The organism is Sphingomonas sp. Y38-1Y, from assembly GCF_032391395.1.
Classification (GTDB): Bacteria; Pseudomonadota; Alphaproteobacteria; order Sphingomonadales; family Sphingomonadaceae; genus Sphingomonas.
Genome location: NZ_CP135916.1, coordinates 2595611 through 2613910, shown reverse-complemented (window position 1 = coordinate 2613910; position 18300 = coordinate 2595611). Strand labels below are relative to the sequence as shown.

Genomic DNA, 18300 nt, shown 5'->3' with positions numbered 1-18300 from the left:
CTCGACTACGCTCGGTCTCTACTCAGCACGAACGGAAAGAGGGCCGTCATCCCAGCGACGGCTGGGATCTCTTTCGATAGCGCGCTCCGGCGGCAAGAGAACCCAGCCTGCGCTGGGATGACGACTATGCCACGATCCGCACCGGCACCGACTTGGCCGCAAGCACGTGGCTCTCGTCGGCATGGTGCTCCAGCGGGATGAGCACGTTGGCTTCCGGGTAATAGGCGCCAAGGCAGCCGCGCGGGATGTCGTACGGGGTGACCAGCAGGCCATCCAGACGCCGCTCGATCCCATCCTCGACGTCGGTCGACAGCGCTACGCGCTGGCCTTCTTTCAATCCGTTGGCGCGGATGTCCTCCTGGTTCATCAGCAGCACGTCGCGCGTGCCTTTGATGCCGCGGAACCGGTCGTGATAGCCATAGACGGTAGTGTTGAACTGGTCGTTCGACCGCAGCGTCATCAGCCGGAAGCGGCCGTCGGCATCGTCGAAGCCGGTGGCGCTCAGCGTTTCGGGGACGTGGAACTCGGCCTTGCCGGTTTCGGTCTGCCAGACGCGCTCGGCCGCCTTGTTGCCCTTCCAGAAGCCGCCCGGCGTCCACATCCGCGCGTTGAAGTCCTTGAACTTCTCCGGATAGGTCGCCTCGATCGCGTCGCGCACCTTTGAATAATCGCCGACCCACTCGGACCAGGGCGCCGCCGGGTTCGGCGGCAACAGCCGCTCCGCGATGGCGCCGACGATCGCGGGCTCACTCATCAGATGCTCGCTCGCGGGATCGACCCGGCCGATCGAGCCGTGGATGCAGCTCGTCGAGTCCTCGATCGTCACCGACTGCGGCCCGCTCGCCTGCTCGTCGCGCTCGATCCGGCCGAGGCAGGGGAGAAGGTAGGTGACCTCGCCCGTGAACAGGTGGTTTCGGTTGAGCTTGGTCGCGATCTGGACCGAGAGGCGAAGCTTGTGCCACGCCGCCTCGATCGGGCCGGTATCGGCGACCGCACGGATGAAGTTGCCGCCCAGGCCCAGGAACGCGCGCACCGATCCGTCGATGATCCCGCGACAGGTCTCGATCGTGTCGAGCCCCTTCTCCGTCGGGGGATCGAAGCCGTAGATCTCCTTGAGCTTCTCGACCGGGGCAAGCTCGGTCTTCTCGGTGATCCCGACCGTCCGCTGACCCTGGACGTTCGAATGGCCGCGCACGGGCGAGGGGCCGGCGCCCGGCTTGCCGATATTGCCGCGCAGCAGGAGCAGGTTGACGATCATGCGGACGTTGTCGACGCCCTTCACATGCTGGGTCAGGCCCATGCCATAGATGCCCATCACCGCCTTTGCCCGCGCATAGACGCGGGCGGCCTGCTCGATCGCCCATTTGTCAAGGCCGCTTTCGGCGACGATGTCGTCCCAGCTCGCCGCGCGCATTGCGTCGAGGAAGGTGTCGACACCGTGGCAATGCTGGTCGAGGAACGGCCAGTCGAGCACCGCCTCGCCGCCGCTCGCCTTAGCCGCGTCGTCCCATTCGACCAGGAACTTGCACATGCCGGTCATCGCGGCGATGTCGCCGCCGGCGCGGACCTGATGGTACTGCGTGGCGATGCGCGTCTCGTCGCGCATCAGCATCTCGCGCGGGTTCTGCGGGTCGGTGAAGCGCTCCAGCCCGCGCTCGCGCAGCGGGTTGAATACGACGATCTCGCACCCGCGCTTGCGCGCATCGCGCAAGGGATGGAGCATGCGCGGCGCGTTGGAGCCGACATTCTGACCGAAGAAGAAGATCGCGTCGGTATGCTCGAAATCCTCCAGCCGGCACGTGCCGACCGGTTCGCCGATTGCCGCCTTGAGGCCGACCGAAGTCGACTCGTGGCACATGTTGGAGCTGTCGGGCAGGTTCTGGTTGCCGTACATTCGCGCCATCAGCGCCCACATGTACGAGGTCTCGAGGCTTGCCCGCCCGGAGGCGTAGAAGACCGCCGCCTTCGGCTCGATCGCCTTCAACTCGGCGGCGATGCTGTCGAACGCCTCGTCCCAGCTGCAGCCGACATATTTGTCGGTCGCCGCATCGTAGCGGAGCGGGTGCGTCAGGCGGCCATTCTGCTCCAGCTCGTAATCGGTCCAGCCGCGCAGATCGGTCAGCGTATGCTCGCGAAAGAATTCGGGCGTGGTGCGAAGGCTGGTCAGCTCCCAGGCGGTCGCCTTGCCGCCCTCTTCGCAGAATTCGAACGGCAGCGGCTTGGCGGGCTTGGCCCAGGCGCAGCTGACGCAGGCGAAGCCCTCCGGCTTGTTCTGGCGGGCAAGCTGCGCGACGGCGGTCGGACCGACGCGCTCGCGCGGCAGGATCTCGGCCAGGCTGCGGACCGAACCCCAGCCGCCGGCAGGCCCCTTGAACGGCTCGATCTCGGGGGCGTCGTCGCGCTGCTTCATCGACCGTTCCTTCTCATAACCTTTTCGGAAGAACGGCCTGTCTAGCGGATGGTTCAGGCAGTTCGAGTACGAAATGCCCATCGCAGCGCACCTGCGACCGCATCAACGCCGCCCGCGACCAGCGGCCGCGCGATCCCCGACCGCTTGAGCCCATGCATCGCGCGCGCCCAGTCGGGCATCAAGTCGATCGCCGCCTGGACCGCGAGCTTCTGCACCTGCCGCTCACCGATCGAGCTTGTGGGAGCGTTGATGACGCGGCGCGCGACGTCGCGCGTCCGATGGTCGACGCGCAGAACCGGCCGCATCGCCACGAGGATCGCGTCGTTCTCCGCCCGCGTCGTCGCGACCGGGTCCGCGCCGAGCGCACGTGCGACATGCGCCGCTTCCAGGAAATAGCGGTCCTGGTCGGCGCGGCTCATGCCGGGCTCGCCATGCGCGATCCACGCATCGAGGAAGCATTGCGCCTCACACGCATGGACCCAGGCGAGGCTGGCGGGATCGTCGGCGCGATAGGGACTGCCATCGGGTAGCGTGCCCGTGACGGCCGCGTGGATGCGGCGGACACGATCGATCGCCGCCTCTGCCGCCTCCCGATCGGCATAGGTGGTCAGCGCGATGAACCGCGCGGTCCGGCGGAGCCGTCCCAGCATGTCGTCCCGAAAGTTCGAATGGTCCCACACGCCCGCCAGCGCGGCCGGGTGCAGCATTTGCATCAAAAGCGCGGCGATGCCGCCGACCATCATCGTCGTGACGTCGCCATGGACGCGCGCGATCACGCTGTACGCCGGGAACAGCGCGTCGGGGCTGCGCTGCACCGGCTTCTCGCCGCGGCTCTGGTCGTTGAAGGTGGCGCGGACGCGGCCGATCAGCGCGGCACGGGCGGCATCGGCGATCGGGCGGGGGAGGCTGGCCATGTCCCTGAAATCGGGTCGAAGGTGCCCGAACGCAAGACGGCCCGGCGACCGCATCGGGTCGCCGGGCCTTCCGAATTCCGCGTCGGCGGCGCCCGATTACTTCAGGTGCGCGCTCAGATGCTTGTTCATCTCGAACATGCTCGCCTTCTTCTTGCCGAAGATCTTCTCGAGCTTGTCGTCCGCCAGGATTTCGCGCTTGTCCTGCGGGTTCTGCAGGTCATGCTTCTTGATATATTCCCAGATCTTGCTGACGACCTCGCTGCGCGGCAGCGGGCCCTTGCCCACGATCTCGGCCAGCTCGGGCGACGGCGTCACCGGCGTGGCAATCCCGCCGCGTGCTCCACCCTTAGCTGCAGTCGCTTCCTTGGCCATACGCCCCCCATTCACGCTACGTCCCGCGACAGTGCGGTCGTATCTGTCATGACTGTTCCGACCTTCCGGCCCAAGATCAAGCGGTTTTCGACATGCCGAGCCGCGGCGAACCGACCGATCCACAGGGCTTGTTGCGTGCACGCAACAGGAAAGCTCAGAAGCCGACCCGCGCGCGCACGCCGTAGAAGCGCGGCATGCCGGGGTAGCCGGCATAGGTGCCCGTCTGCTCCGGCACCGCGAAACCGGTGATGTAGTAGAACTGGTTGGTCAGGTTCTCGACGAAGAATTCCAGGCTCTTGGTCCGATCCTCGGTCTGGACACCGACGCGCGCGGAGATGAGCGGATAGCCCTGGTTGTAGATCGCGGTGCGGCCGGTGACCGGGTTCGGCGGCCCGGACGGGATGCTGACCTCGCTGTTGTAGCGCATGTCGACATGGAACAGCGCGTTGAGCCGGTCGGTCAGCGCCGGCGTCCAGGTGGTCGCGATGCTGACGGTGTGCCTCGGCTGGTTCTGGATCTGGAGCCCCTCCTGACCCTGAAGCGGCGTGCCGGTGAAGTCGTTGCTGTCGGCATAGGCGGCGTCGATATAGCTGTAGCCCAGCCGCATCACGAGCTCGCGCACCGGCTGGACGATCGATTCGAGCTCGACGCCCTTGCTGATCGTCTTCGGCACGTTCTGGACGACGAAGTTGTTGCCGGCAAAGACGAGCGACTGGAGGTCGTAGAACTTCTGGTAGAAGGCGGCGACGTTGAAGGTGAACTGGCGCGTCAGGCTGGTCTTGAGGCCGATCTCAAACGCGTCGACCGTCTCGCCGCCGAACGCGAGGTCGGACCCTTGCGCGCCGTTGCCGCCCAGCACGACGGAGTCGAACGTCGCCTGGTCCAGGTTGTAGCCGCCCGACTTGTAGCCGCGATCATAGCTTGCATAGCCGAGTATGTCGGGGTTGAACTTGTACGCGATCTTGGCGGTGCCGGTGACGCGGCTCTCGTCGCGATCGTCGGTATAGTTGCCGTTGAACTCGGGGTTCACCGCCGGGTTGCAGCTCAGCAGGAACAGGTTGGTGAACAGCGCCGGGCTCGCCTGGCGGATCGCGTTGCGCAGCGTCACCGCGCGCGGGTCGGCACTCGAATAGAAACCGCAAGCCGCGAGGTCGTTGTTGATCGAGGCGGTCAGCTCCTTCTTCTCGTAATTGTACCGCGCGCCCAGCGTGATCGACAGCTTGTCGGTCACGTTGATGATGTTGTGGGTGAAGATCGCGAAGGCGTTTGTCTTTACCTCGAAATTGTCGTCGTTGTTGCCCTGGCCCGCCGCGTTGCCGACGAGCGGCGTGTTGAAATAGGCGAACAGCGCCGGGTTCGCCTGCGCCGCAGCAAGAAGCTGCGGGCTTTGCAGAAGGAGGAGCTGGCTGAACAGCGGGACCGAACCCGCCGGGATCGCCGGCCCGCCCTGGAACGAGGCGGCGAGCTGGCCGAAGGTGGGGATGGGCGCGGTGCCGAAGAACTGAGCGCGCCGACCGATGCCGCCCGCCGTCGGCGGCGCGGCGAGCACGCCGCCGAGCAGCGTGTCGACATAGCGATTGGCCTCGTTGCCGACCCGCACGGTGTCGCGCAGCCTGTTCGATTCATTGAGGTAGAAGCCGCCGATCAGCCAGTCGAGCTTGCCGCCGAACGCCGACCCTTGCAGGCGAAGCTCCTGCGTGAAGTCCTTGAGCTGGGTGCGGTACCCCTCGCGATAGGCGCGATCGATGCCCGAGAAATCGATGTCCTGGTTCCGAAGCGCGCGCCACTGGCGATAGGCCGTGATCGAGGTGAACTTGGCGTCGCCGATCTCGGTGTTGAGCTCGCCGGAGATGCCCCAGTCGCGCACCCGCTCCGAATAATCGCGGTTGGGGCTGATCGCCTGCCGGCGCTCCGACGGGTCGCCGGTGTAGAGGCCGGTCAGGCCCTGCGCCGCGGCGATCGCCTGGATCGCGCCGGCGGTCTGGCCGCGCACGACGCTGATCGCGCCGCAGCAATTCTCGTCCGTTTCGTAATAGTCGCCGATCAGGCGAAAGGTGGTCGCGCCGCCGTCGAACAGCGCCTGACCACGCGCATACCAGCGATTGACGTCGTTGATCGCGCGGTCGCTGTTGACGTCGCGGATGAAGCCGTCGCGCTTGCGATATCCGCCATCCAGACGCAGCGCGAGCTTGTCCGAAACCGGGCCGGTCAGCCCCCCCTTCACCTCATAGGCGTTGTAGTTGCCGTAGCTCCCCTCGACATAGCCTTTGAGGTCGAACTGCGGCTGGGCGGTAAAGATGCTGAGCGCGCCGGCGGAGGTGTTGCGGCCGAACAGCGTGCCCTGCGGCCCGCGCAGGATCTCGACCCGCTCCAGCTCGGGCAGCTCGGCGACGGCGATGCCGGCACGCGCGCGGAACACGCCGTCGATGAACACGCCGACCGCGGGCTCGAACCCGGGATTGTCGCCGCCCGTCGTGATGCCGCGGATATAGATGGTGGTGCCCGTTGCCGAGGACTGGCCGGTCGACGTCTGGAGCGAGGGAGCGAGCTGTTCCAGCCCACGGATGTCGACGACGCCGGCATTGTCGAGCAGCTCGCTGCCGACCGCGGTAACGGCGACGGGAACGTCCTGTACCGTCTCGTTGCGGCGCGTGGCGGTGATGACGATATCGTTGGCCGACTGATAGTCGTTGGCGCCCGACTGGTTGACCGAGCCGGCGCCGGTCGCGTCGCTCGCGGCCTGGTCGCTGGACTGGACGGTCTGTGCGAAGGCGGGCGCCGTGGTCAGCATGGCGATCGCACTGGCGGCGAGCAGTCGAGCCTTCATCTTGATCCCCTCTTGCGACGACCCCCGGCTTTGGCCGGTCGGTTCTTCGTCGGTATTGAGAGCGGAGCGTAATGCGTGGATTTCACGTGGGTCAATGGCGCCGTTACGCAAATTCGCGGACGACCCGCATCTTTCCAAGTTCGGGTCCGGCCTGTGCCCTGCCGGTGACACAGCCGCCGTAGCGTTTGCGGCGCCGCGCTTCTAAAGGATCAGCATGACCCACGAACCCGATGCTGCCGGTGACGGCGACCTGATCGCCGGCCTGCCAGAGGTTGAGATCCCGACCGAGGTGACCGACGCGATCCGCACGCTGATCCGCTGGTCGGGCGACGACCCGACCCGCGAGGGCCTGATCGACACGCCGCGGCGGGTGGCGAAGGCGTGGCGGGAGTATTGCGCCGGCTATGGCGACGATCCCGCCCGGCACCTGGAGCGCGTGTTCGAGGAGGTGGGCGGCTATGACGAGATCGTGCTGCTGCGCGACATCCCGTTCCAGTCGCATTGCGAGCATCACATGGCGCCGATCATCGGCCGCGCGCACATCGCCTATCTGCCGCAGGACCATGTTGTCGGCATCTCGAAGCTCGCGCGCGTGCTGCACGGCTATGCACGGCGACTGCAGGTTCAGGAGCGGCTGACCGCCGAGGTCGCCGACTGCATCTGGACACACCTCAAGCCGCGCGGCGTGGCGGTGGTGATCGAGGCGACGCATGGCTGTATGACGTCGCGCGGCGTGCGCACGCCGGGCGTGGTCATGACGACCAGCCGGATGATGGGGGTGTTCCGCGACGACGAACGCAGCCGCAAGGAAGTGCTGGCGCTGATGCGAAAGGGCGCCTGATCCTGTCCGTCCCGAGCGTCGGCTCGGGACGGACTGGTCGGCCGGTCACTCCGCCGGGTTGGTCCGGTGGATGTCCACGGTCGATTCATAGTCGATGACGATGCCCGGGCCGTTCACGCCCGTCTCGTTCGCCGTATTCGCGGGGAAGTTTTCCCGCAGCTCGGCCACCATCGCGTCGTTGATGACCTGGCTCAGTTCGTTGAGATTGCCGATCTGCGCGTCGACATCGTCGGACGCCGCTGTCGTCGCCGAGTCGACATAGGCCGACTCGATTCGGTCGATCAGTTCGCCGCCGAACGCCTGGCCAAGCGGGCCGGTCTTGCTCAGCGCCTTGTCGGTGATGAGGTCGGTGACGAGGCGGACATTGCCGGCGGTCTCCTCCGCGCCGCTCTTCTCCGCGGCGACATAGGCGTTGGCCGCGCCCTGTAGCGAGCCGATGAGTGTGCCGAACTGGAGCGCGGCCTCGGTCCGCTCCGCCTCGTTCGGGGCATATTGGCCGTCCGGCGCGCCGACCACCGCGCCCGACCGCGACAGCTCGTCCGCGATCGCGTCGTTGACCGCGGTGTTGCTGAAGTCCTCGCCCAGCATGACGTTGCGCACGAAGCGTTCAGACAGGCCGTCATAGGGCGTCGGCGGCTTGGCATCCTCGGCCGCTTCATTCCAGCCGCCGGCATAACCCGCCTCGGTGTTCAGCCGCCCGGTATGACGCGCGAAATAGTCGCCGAGTGCGTTCAGGCCCTCGCCGGTGCTGATCGTGCCGTCGGCGCCCGCCTTGTCCACCATGGCGCTGAAAACGGTGTCGAACTTGTCCTGCGCGAACAGGTTGTTGGTGCCCGCAAGCGCCGACGCGACCGCGTCGAAGCCGCCGCGACCCGGCGGGGTGGTGCCATAGACGTTCATCGGCAGGCGATCGATCGTCTCAAGCAGGTCGGGGTTGTCGGCGAGATGCGCGGTAACGCCATTGGCGGCGGCGCTGTAGCCATGCTCGGCCGCCATGCCGGCGATGTCGGCCGCGGCGACGAGCGAAAGCTGGCCCGCGGCACCATCCTGGCTGTCGAGATCGGTGCCGAGCCGCAGCGACGCGCCGTAAAGGTCATAGGCGACGTTCTGAAGCACGGCGCCGTCGGTCGCGGTCGTCAGCAGCTGGCGCACACCGTCGGAGGCAGGATTGACCGAAGGATCCACCAGCGCCGAGATCTGGTCGGCAGTGATGCGGCCGGAATCGATGTTGCGGCCCATCGCGGCGGTCACCTGATCGCGCAGTTCGGGTGTGGCCGAACCGGTATAGGCCACGCCGATCTCCTCCAAGGAGGTGACCAGTTCCTGACGCGCTCGGTCGTCGAGCGTGCCGAGATCGGTGGAATAGCCGCCGTCGGTTCCCGTCGCGAGGTCGGTCACGCGGGCGAGGAACTCGTCCTTCTGCGCCTGGCTGAGCGACGGGTCGGCCATCGTTTCGGAAATGGGATAGGTGGGGTCGCCGTGATATTCCTGCGCGAACAGCGCGGTTTCCTCGATCCGCGCCTCGACCACGGATCGGGCGGCGGGGGCGGCGGCGGGGGGCATAGGCCTGACCGACGAGTAGCCGCCACCATCAATCGCGTTCACCATCGCACACTCCTGTCGCTGTGATTGCGTGGGGTGCGGGTTTGGCAGCGTCGGTGGAGGCTGCCCATAAGCGATCCGATTAGGCGGGAAGGGGGAACCTTCCTGCCCTCTCCCTTGAAGGGCGAGGGTTGCGCAGACTTGGCGGCTCTGCCGCCTAGTCGAAGCTGGGTGAGGGTGAGCGACCGCCCCGCGGTCGCGCGGCGCTCTCGCGCCGCTCACCCTCTCCAAGCTGCGCTAGCCGCTGACGCGGCAAGCTTCGCTATCCTCTCCCCTCAAGGGAGAGGATGTACACGCGTCCCGTTCGCCGCCGACAGCACCGCTCGTACGCTCGCGGTCGCCACATCCTCGTCGATGCCGACGCCCCAGTGCGTCCGCCCCTCGGCGTCGCGGCATTCGACATAGGCGGCGGCGCGGGCGTCGGAGCCGGTGCCGATCGCGTGCTCGGAATAGTCGACCACCGACAGCGCAATGCCGAACCCACCCTCGAGCGCGGCGAGCACGCTCGAGATCAGGCCATTGCCGCGCCCGCTGACCGAACGTGCCTCGCCGCCGGCATCGACATGGCCCGCGAAGATGCGGTCGCCATTGGGCGCACGCGTTTCCTCATAGGCCTGGAGCGCGAAATGCTGCTCGCCGTCGAGGCGATAGGTGCGGGCGAACGCCTGCCAGATGTCGGCGGCGTCGAGTTCGCGGCTGGTCTCGTCGGCGAGCGCCTGGACGTGGCGGCTGAAATCGGCCTGGAGCCGCTTGGGAAGCTTCAGCCCCTTGTCCTGCTCCAGCACCCAGGCGACGCCGCCCTTGCCCGACTGCGAGTTGACGCGGATCACCGCTTCATAGCTGCGACCCAGGTCCGCAGGGTCGATCGGGAGGTAGGGTACTTCCCAATAGTCGTCGTTGCGTGCCGCCTGGGCCGCGAAGCCTTTCTTGATGGCGTCCTGATGGCTGCCCGAAAACGCGGTGAAGACGAGGTCGCCGGCATAGGGGTGGCGCGGGTGGACGGGGAGCGCGTTGCAATATTCGACCGTTTTGATGACGCGGTCGATGTCGGAGAAGTCGAGGCCGGGATCGACCCCCTGCGTGTAGAGGTTGAGCCCCAGCGTCACGAGATCGACATTGCCCGTCCGCTCGCCATTGCCGAACAGGCAGCCCTCAACCCGGTCGGCGCCGGCGAGCAGGCCGAGCTCCGACGCTGCCACGCCGGTCCCGCGATCGTTGTGCGTGTGGAGCGAGACGAGCACCGCGTCGCGGTTGGGGACGTTGCGGCAGAAATATTCGATCTGGTCGGCATAGACGTTGGGCGTCGCCGCCTCGACCGTGGCGGGCAGGTTGAAGATGATTGGGTCTTCGGCGGTGGGGCGCAGCACGTCCATCACCGCCGCGCACACCTCCAGGCTGAAGTCGAGCTCGGCGGTCGAGAAGGTTTCGGGGCTGTATTCGAAGCGCCAGTGCGTGCCGGGCCGCTTGCCGGCCTCGTCGCGCAGGATCTTGGCACCGGTGATCGCGATCTCGCGCACTTCGTCCTGGGTCATGCCGAAGACGATGCGGCGCCAGGCGGGGCTGACGGCGTTGTAGAGGTGGACGATCGCGGTCGGCGCGCCCTCCAGGCTCTCGAAGCTCTTCTCGATCAGGTCGCGGCGCGATTGCGTGAGAACCTGCACCGTCACATCGTCGGGAATGCGGCCCGACCGGACGAGCCCCGAGATGAAGTCGAACTCGGTCGCGCCGGCGCTGGGGAAGCCGACCTCGATCTCCTTGAGGCCGACCTGGACGAGCAGGTCGAAGAAGCGCTGCTTCTTCTCGGCATCCATCGGATCGATCAGCGCCTGATTGCCGTCGCGCATGTCGGTCGACAGCCAGATCGGCGCGCGGTCGATCGTTCGCGACGGCCATTGGCGGTCGGGAAGGGGGACGGCAGGGAAGGGACGGTATTTGGTCGACGGGTCGCGCAACATGGGTTCGCCTTTCACGCGCTGGCGCAGGGCAAAGGCCGCGATGCGCCGCATGAGGAAATGGTGGCCGAGTTCACCCTTAGGGGCACGCAATGCGTCGCCGCCCCTAAGGGCGGGCTAGTCGCAGGGCCAGGGTGCGCGCGTCGAACATCGCGCGCGGCATGCCATGACGGGGGCGGGGCGTCCAGTGTCTCGTCTCCCGTCACCCCGGCTCACGGCCGGGGTGACGGGAAGCAAGGGCGCGCATCATTCGGTAAGATTTTGCGACTACGCCGTTCTTTGCGCCGGGGGGCGTTCGTGAAGGTGCGAGTGATGCAGCAACTGGTCTATGTCAGCAGCGCGGCGCGCGGGGCTGCGGCGGGCGATATCGCCTCGATCCTGGAGGTGTCGCGCCGGAACAACCGTGCGCAGGGGCTGACGGGCATGCTCTATGCCGACCAGCGCCGCTTCCTTCAGGTGCTGGAGGGCGAGACGACGAATGTCGAGGCGGCGTTCAAGCGGATCGAGCGCGACCCGCGCCACCGCGCCGTCGTCGTGCTGTCGCGGCGGGCGGTCACTGAACGCGAGTTCGGCGCATGGGAGATGGCACATGCCGCGCCCGGTCATGACGGCGACGCATTGCTCGCCCGTGTCGAAGCGCTGACCGCGGCGGCGTCGCCCGCGGTGCGCGCGACGTTCGCCGGGTTCGTCGAGGCGCGCCGCGCAGCTTAGGGTCTGTACTCGATCAGCACAGGGATCGTGATCGCCCGTGGAAGACCATCGACGAGGAGCACGGCGCAGCCGGGTAGCTGCGCTACCCGCAAGCAAGCGACGACGCTCGATGGTTTTCCACGGGCGACCGCTTCGCGGCGGGCGGATTTTGGCGCAGGGCGGCGTCGCGCGTCGGTCACGATGCTTTGGCATCGCTCCCTCCTTGCTCCTAGCCCTGCGCCAAAATCCGCTCCGTCACGACCCTGTGCTGATCGAGTACAGACCCTAAGCTGCGCGGCGCGCGCCCGGGTCACGCCTTTTCGAAGGCTATGGTGATGTCGAGGCTGACCTCGTCCGACACGACGGGCAGCGCGCCCATCACGCCGAAGTCGCTGCGCTTGATCGTCGCTTCGCCGTGGAAGCCGACGGTTTCCTTCTTGCTCATCGGATTGGCACCCGCGCCGACGAACTCGGCCTCGACCGTGACCGGCTTGGTCACGCCGTTGAGCGTCAGGTTCCCGTGGATCGTCGCCTCGGTGCCCTTCACGACGATATGCTGCGATACGAAGCGCGCCGCGGCGGGGCTGGCGCCGAAGAAGTCGGGCTTGCCGCCGTCCTTGCCCGGACGCAGCAGATGGGAGGTCAGGCCCTGGCTGGCGGTCACGACCTTCGACACGGGGATGGTCACGTCGACCTTGGCCGAGGCGGGGTTCTTCGGGTCCAACACCAGCGTGCCGGCGACGTCGCCGAACAGGCCGAAATAGTCGTTGAAGCCGAAATGGTTGACTTCCCACTCGATGAGCGAGTGGCCGCTGTCGGCCTGATAGGTGCCGCCGGTGATGCGCGACGCATCCTTCTGACCCGGAAGCTGCGGCGCGGCCGACTGGGCCGCGAGCGGTGCGGCAATGGCGATGGCGAGAATGGCGAGCGTCTTGCGCATGTGACTTCCCCGTTTGTGGACGCGCCGTTGGTCGTCCGGCAGGGCGGGGAAGTCAAACGCCAAGACGGCGAACGGTGCGTTTCCCGATCGCACCGTTCGCCGTTCGATCAGTTCTTGGTCTGGTCGACCAGCTTGTTGGCGCCGATCCACGGCATCATCGCGCGCAGCTCGCTGCCGACCTGCTCGATCTGGTGGCGCTTGGCGGCGCCGCGGCTGGCCTTCAGCTCGGGCTGGCCGGCGCGGTTGTCGAGCACGAAGTCGCGGACGAAGCGGCCCGACTGAATGTCGGCGAGCACGCGCTTCATTTCCTTCTTGGTCTCTTCGGTGATGATGCGCGGGCCGGTCTTGATGTCGCCGAACTCGGCGGTGTTCGAGATCGAGTAGCGCATGTTGGCGATGCCGCCCTCATACATCAGGTCGACGATCAGCTTGAGCTCGTGCAGGCACTCGAAATAGGCCATTTCGGGGGCATAGCCCGCCTCGACCAGCGTCTCGAACCCGGCCTGGACCAGCGCGGTGGTGCCACCGCACAGGACCGCCTGCTCGCCGAACAGGTCGGTCTCGCACTCCTCGCGGAAGTTGGTCTCGATGATGCCCGAGCGGCCGCCGCCGACGCCGCTGGCATAAGCGAGCGCGACGTCGTGCGCGTTGCCGCTGGCGTCCTGATGGATGGCGATCAGGCAGGGGACGCCGCCACCGCGGAGATACTCGCTACGGACGGTATGGCCGGGCCCCTTGGGCGCGATCATGATGACGTCGATGTCCGCCGGCGGCTCGATCAGGCCGAAATGGACGTTGAGGCCGTGCGCGAAGGCGAGCGCGCTGCCGGGCTTCATGTTGCCCTTAATGTCGTTCTCATAGATCGCGGCCTGATGCTCGTCGGGGGCGAGGATCATCAGGATGTCGGCCCACTGCGCCGCTTCCTTGTTGGGCTGCACCTTGAAGCCAGCCGCTTCGGCCTTCGCGGCCGAGGCGGAGCCGGGACGAAGCGCGATCGCGACCTCGGCGACGCCCGAATCGCGCAGGTTCTGCGCATGGGCGTGGCCCTGCGAGCCATAGCCCAGGATGGCGATCTTCTTGCCCGTGACGAGGTTCAGGTCGGCGTCGCGATCGTAATAGACACGCATTCTTTTTCTCCGTTTCCCTTTCCCTCTCCCCGGCGAGGGGAGAGGATACGAAGGCTTAGCGGCGACGCCGCTTAGCCGAAGTTGGAGAGGGGTGATGCGAGGCGCTGCCTCGCGCGCGCCATCGGCGCGCTTCCCCCTCTCCCAGCTGCGACTAGGCGGCAAAGCCGCCAAGTCTTCGCAACCCTCTCCCCCGCAAGCGGGGGAGAGGGCGCTTCAAATCAGGCCGCCTCGATCCCGCGGGCGATGGCGACGATGCCGGTGCGCGCGACCTCGATCAGGCCGACCTCGCGCATCAGCTCGACGAACTTGTCGATCTTCTCGGTGCCGCCGGTGACTTCGAACACGAAGCTGGTCGTGGTCGCGTCGACGACGCGGGCGCGGTACACGTCGGCCAGGCGCAGCGCCTCGATCCGGTGATCGCCGGTGCCCTTGACCTTCACCAGCGCCAGTTCGCGCTCGACATGCGGGCCCGCGGCCGTGAGGTCGACGACCTTGTGGACGGGTACCAGCCGGTCGAGCTGGGCGATCACCTGCTCCAGCGTGGTGGGGCTGGCCGAGGTGACGATGGTGATGCGGCTGACCGCCTCGTCCTCCGACACGTCGGTCACGGTCAGGCTCTCGATATTGTAGCCGCGGCCCGAGAACAGCCCGGCGATCCGCGCCAGGATGCCGGGTTCGTTGTCGACCAGAACGGCCAGCGTGTGGCGTTCGCGTTGTTCCTCGCGGATGTGCATCTTCGAACTCCCCCCTCCCGCTTGCGGGAGGGGCAGGGGGTGGGGATGTCGGAAGCGGTGCCGCAGAAACAGGCCCACCCCCGACCCCTCCCGCAAGCGGGAGGGGAGAAGTCGATCAAACCAGCGCCTTGGCCTCGTCGTCCATGGTGCCCGACACTTCGTTGGCCTGGAGGATCATGTCGGTGTGCGCCGCACCCGACGGGATCATCGGAAAGCAGTTGGCGAGCTTTGCCACCATGCAGTCGACGATCACGGGGCCGTCATGCGCGAGCATCTCGGCGATCCCGGCGTCGAGCTGATCGGGCCGCTCGATCCGGATCCCCTTCCAGCCATAGGCTTCGCCCAGCTTCACGAAGTCGGGCAGGCTGTCCGAATAGCTTTCGGCATAGCGGCTCTCATAGGTGAGCTCCTGCCACTGGCGGACCATCCCCATATATTCGTTGTTGAGGATGAAGATCTTGACCGGCAGCCGGTACTGGGTCGCGGTCGCCAGCTCCTGGATGTTCATCTGGATCGACGCTTCGCCGGCGATGTCGATGACGAGCGCGCCCGGATTGCCGATCTGCGCGCCGATCGCGGCGGGCAGGCCATAGCCCATCGTGCCGAGCCCGCCGGAGGTCAGCCATTTGTTCGGCGCCTCGAACCCGAAATGCTGAGCAGCCCACATCTGGTGCTGGCCGACCTCGGTCGTGATGATCGGCGCGCGATGCTTCGTCGCTTCATAGAGCGCGCGGACGGCGCGCTGCGGCATGATCGCTTCGCCATTCTCGGGAAAGTCGAGGCAGCGGACCGCGCGCCAGCCGTCGATGCGCCGCCACCATTCGGACAGGTCGGGCTTGGCATACTGACGCGCCTTCCAGACATGCACCATGTCCTCCAGCGCGCGGCCGGCATCGGCGACGATCGACAGGTCGACGCGGACGATCTTGTTGATGCTCGACCGGTCGATGTCGATGTGGATCTTGCGGCTGTTGGGCGCGAACGCATCGAGGCGGCCGGTCACGCGATCGTCGAAGCGCGCGCCGATCGCGACGACCAGGTCGGCCTGGTTCATCGCGTGATTGGCCTCGTACGTGCCGTGCATCCCCAGCATCCCCAGCCATTGCGGGCTGGAGGCGGGAAGGGCGCCCAAGCCCATCAGCGTCGAGGTGACGGGCGCGCCGGTGATGCGGGCGAGTTCGCGCAGCATCTGCGACGCGCCCGGCCCCGCATTGATGATGCCGCCGCCGGTGTAGAGGATCGGTCGCTCTGCCGCGGCGATCATGTCCACCGCCGCCTCGATCAGCGAACGCTCGGCCTTCACCTGCGGGCGATAGGTCTTGTGCTGGATCGGGCCGGGCTTGCGATACTTGGCGGTCGCGACCTGCACGTCTTTGGGAATGTCGATCACCACCGGGCCGGGGCGGCCGGAGGTGGCGATGTGGAACGCCTCATGCACTACGTCGCCCAGCCGCGCGGGGTCCTTCACCAGGTAGTTGTGCTTGGTGCAGTGGCGCGTGATGCCGACGGTGTCGGCCTCCTGGAACGCGTCGGAGCCGATCAGCGTCGTCGGCACCTGACCGGTGATGACGACCATCGGGATCGAGTCGAGCAGCGCGTCGGTGATGCCGGTGACGGCGTTGGTCGCGCCGGGTCCTGACGTCACGAGCACCACGCCGGGCTTGCCCGTGGCGCGCGCATACCCCTCCGCGGCGTGGGTCGCGGCTTGCTCATGCCGCACGAGGATGTGGCGGATGGCGCGCTCGCCCTTCGCGCGGCCGTTCTTGAACAGCGCGTCGTAAATCGGAAGCACCGCCCCGCCCGGATAGCCGAAGACGACTTCCACGCCGAGGTCGGTCAGCGCCTCGACAAGGATATCGGCTCCACTCTTCTCGGTCACGGCCCTTGCTCCTTCCAATATGCTGCGCCGCGATAGCATCGCGGGAGCGGCGCTGCTAGCCGCATGAAAAATACGCGTCAACCATCAAATGAGAAATAATCTAACAAATTAGGTGTCGGCATCCCTGCTGCGCGAGGCCAATCTGCCGGCGGCTGGTTCCTGAACCAGGTGAACTGGCGCTTGGCATATTGGCGAGTCGCCAGCCGCGCGCGCTCCAGCGCGGTGTCGCGATCCGTCTCGCCGGCCAACCAGGCGGCGATCTCGGGCACGCCGATCGCGCGGCGGATCGGCGCGTCCGCGGACAGGTCGTCGCGGGCGAGAAGCGCTCGAACTTCCTCGACACCGCCGTCCTCGAACATCGTCGCCAGACGGGCATCGCAGCGCGCGAACAGCCACTCGCGATCGGGCAGCAGGATGAGCGGGCGAAGCGTGACCCGCTCGGCGATGCCGCCCTCTCGCGCCGCCTGCCACCGCCAGAGCGGGCACCCGGTCGAGCGAACGACCTCCAAAGCGCGGGCGACGCGGGTTGTATCGGCCGCAGCGAGGCGGGCGGCCGCCTCCGGGTCCTCTCGGCTGAGCGCGGCGTGAGCCTCGGCGACGGGCAGCGCGCGAACCTCGGCGCGGATCGCCGGGTCGATCGGCGGCACCGGCGCGATGCCGTCGAGCAGCGTGCGCAGATAAAGCCCGGTGCCGCCGACGAGGATCGGCACGCGTCCGTCAGCGTGCGCCGCGTCTATCTCCGTCCGCGCATCGGCGGCCCAGCGGGCGGCGGAGCAACTCTCGGCACCGTCGATATAGCCGAACAGGCGATGCGGCGCCTGCGCCTCCTCCCCCGGCGAGGGGCGGGCGGAAAGGATGCGCAGGTCGCGATAGACCTGTGCGGAATCGGCGTTGATGACGGTGCCGTTCGATGCCCTCGCCAGCGCGATCGCGAGCGCGGACTTGCCGCTGGCCGTGGGCCCTGCAATGAGCGCGAGCTTGGGATTGCCGGTCATCGTCCCCACCGTTCGCCCTGAGCTTGTCGAAGGGCCTTTCTTCCTCTGGAGAAAGGGCGGTGCTTCGACAAGCATGTCCCGAGCGTCGTCGAGGGGCTCAGCACGAACGAGGATAAGAATGGACGCTATCGCAACGCTGATCGGCACCTGGCTGGACAGCGACATGCTCCTGGCGGCGCTGGCACGTCTCGGCGACGCAGGCCTGACGTGCGAAGAAGCGGTCTGGCTCGACGACTGCATCGCCGCCGACATCCCGTTCACCGGCGACATGGCTGCCGCGCGTCAGGCGCTCGAGGGCGTGTTCGAGGGCGTCGACGTTTTCGTTCAGCCCGCCGCCCATCGCGAGAAGCGGCTGATCGTCGCCGACATGGATTCGACGATGATCCCGGTCGAATGCATCGACGAGCTTGCCGACTATGCCGGGATCAAGCCGCAGATCGCCGAAGTGACCGAGCGGGCGATGCGCGGCGAGCTCGACTTTGCCGCGGCGCTCGATGCCCGGGTCGCCTTGCTCAAGGGGCTTGAGGAAAGCGCGATCGAGCGGTGCCTGGCGGAGCGGGTGACGTTGATGCCGGGCGCGCGGACGCTGATCCGGACGATGCGCGCGCGGGGCGGGCATGCGGTGCTGGTCTCGGGCGGGTTCACGCGCTTCGCCGAGCCGGTCGGCGCGGAGATCGGCTTCGACCAGGTGATCGCGAACACGCTGTTGATCGAGGACGGCCGCCTGACGGGCGCGGTCGCCAGGCCGATCGTCGATTCCGCCACCAAGGAAGCGACATTGCGAGCGGTGGCGGCGGAGCGCGGGCTCGATCTGGCGGAGACGATGGCGGTGGGCGACGGCGCCAACGACCTGCCGATGATCCGCGCGGCGGGGCTGGGGGTGGCTTACCACGCCAAGCCGATCGTCGCCACGGCAGCGGGCGCGCGGGTGGATCATGGCGACCTGACCGCGCTGCTCTATGCGCAGGGGATCAAGCGCGCGGAGTGGGTGGAGGGCTGAGGCTCCGTGCTCCCGCG

14 protein-coding genes are annotated in these 18300 nt (G+C 67.3%); 3 read left to right on the top strand and 11 right to left on the bottom strand.

Going from position 1 to position 18300, the window contains the following annotated elements; all coding sequences use genetic code 11:
* Window positions 1–124: 124 nt before the first annotated feature.
* From RS883_RS12460 to RS883_RS12445, 4 genes are all read right to left on the bottom strand, one after another.
* Entirely contained in the window at window positions 125–2410 is a 2286-nt protein-coding gene (locus tag RS883_RS12460; RefSeq protein WP_315760506.1) for an FdhF/YdeP family oxidoreductase, read from the bottom strand.
* A gap of 53 nt (window positions 2411–2463) precedes the next feature.
* Window positions 2464–3324: an oxygenase MpaB family protein gene (locus tag RS883_RS12455; RefSeq protein ID WP_315760505.1), complete on the bottom strand. Its 861-nt coding sequence runs from the start codon at window positions 3322–3324 to the stop codon at window positions 2464–2466.
* 96 nt (window positions 3325–3420) lie between these two features.
* Entirely contained in the window at window positions 3421–3696 is a 276-nt protein-coding gene (locus tag RS883_RS12450) for an SWIB/MDM2 domain-containing protein (protein WP_315760504.1), read from the bottom strand.
* A gap of 154 nt (window positions 3697–3850) precedes the next feature.
* Complete coding sequence (locus RS883_RS12445) at window positions 3851–6523, bottom strand: TonB-dependent receptor (RefSeq protein WP_315760503.1); 2673 nt, start codon at window positions 6521–6523, stop codon at window positions 3851–3853.
* A gap of 214 nt (window positions 6524–6737) precedes the next feature.
* Here RS883_RS12445 and folE point away from each other — a divergent pair, with 214 nt between their 5' ends.
* A complete protein-coding gene (gene folE, locus RS883_RS12440; protein ID WP_315760502.1) occupies window positions 6738–7364 on the top strand; it encodes a GTP cyclohydrolase I FolE in 627 nt (208 codons plus the stop codon).
* Between the two features lie 45 nt (window positions 7365–7409).
* Here the strand turns inward: folE and RS883_RS12435 are convergent, their stop codons facing one another.
* Both RS883_RS12435 and leuA read right to left on the bottom strand, forming a co-directional pair.
* A complete protein-coding gene (locus RS883_RS12435) occupies window positions 7410–8972 on the bottom strand; it encodes a hypothetical protein (protein WP_315760501.1) in 1563 nt (520 codons plus the stop codon).
* Between the two features lie 269 nt (window positions 8973–9241).
* Window positions 9242–10921: a 2-isopropylmalate synthase gene (leuA, locus tag RS883_RS12430; protein ID WP_315765120.1), complete on the bottom strand. Its 1680-nt coding sequence runs from the start codon at window positions 10919–10921 to the stop codon at window positions 9242–9244.
* A 309-nt stretch (window positions 10922–11230) separates the two neighbouring features.
* Here leuA and RS883_RS12425 point away from each other — a divergent pair, with 309 nt between their 5' ends.
* Entirely contained in the window at window positions 11231–11629 is a 399-nt protein-coding gene (locus tag RS883_RS12425) for a BLUF domain-containing protein (RefSeq protein ID WP_315760500.1), read from the top strand.
* Window positions 11630–11918: 289 nt separating this feature from the next.
* Here RS883_RS12425 and RS883_RS12420 read toward each other — a convergent pair whose 3' ends face one another.
* From RS883_RS12420 to miaA, 5 genes are all read right to left on the bottom strand, one after another.
* Window positions 11919–12548, bottom strand: a complete 630-nt coding sequence (locus tag RS883_RS12420; protein WP_315760499.1) for a YceI family protein — start codon at window positions 12546–12548, stop codon at window positions 11919–11921.
* A gap of 107 nt (window positions 12549–12655) precedes the next feature.
* Window positions 12656–13675: a ketol-acid reductoisomerase gene (gene ilvC / locus RS883_RS12415; protein WP_315760498.1), complete on the bottom strand. Its 1020-nt coding sequence runs from the start codon at window positions 13673–13675 to the stop codon at window positions 12656–12658.
* Window positions 13676–13893: 218 nt separating this feature from the next.
* Window positions 13894–14409: an acetolactate synthase small subunit gene (gene ilvN, locus RS883_RS12410; protein ID WP_315760497.1), complete on the bottom strand. Its 516-nt coding sequence runs from the start codon at window positions 14407–14409 to the stop codon at window positions 13894–13896.
* Between the two features lie 115 nt (window positions 14410–14524).
* A complete protein-coding gene (locus RS883_RS12405; RefSeq protein WP_315760496.1) occupies window positions 14525–16288 on the bottom strand; it encodes an acetolactate synthase 3 large subunit in 1764 nt (587 codons plus the stop codon).
* A 77-nt stretch (window positions 16289–16365) separates the two neighbouring features.
* A complete protein-coding gene (gene miaA / locus RS883_RS12400; RefSeq protein WP_315760495.1) occupies window positions 16366–17283 on the bottom strand; it encodes a tRNA (adenosine(37)-N6)-dimethylallyltransferase MiaA in 918 nt (305 codons plus the stop codon).
* Between the two features lie 118 nt (window positions 17284–17401).
* Between miaA and serB the strand changes: the two genes are divergently transcribed.
* Window positions 17402–18283, top strand: a complete 882-nt coding sequence (gene serB, locus RS883_RS12395; RefSeq protein WP_409977348.1) for a phosphoserine phosphatase SerB — start codon at window positions 17402–17404, stop codon at window positions 18281–18283.
* The last annotated feature ends 17 nt before the right edge of the window (window positions 18284–18300 follow it).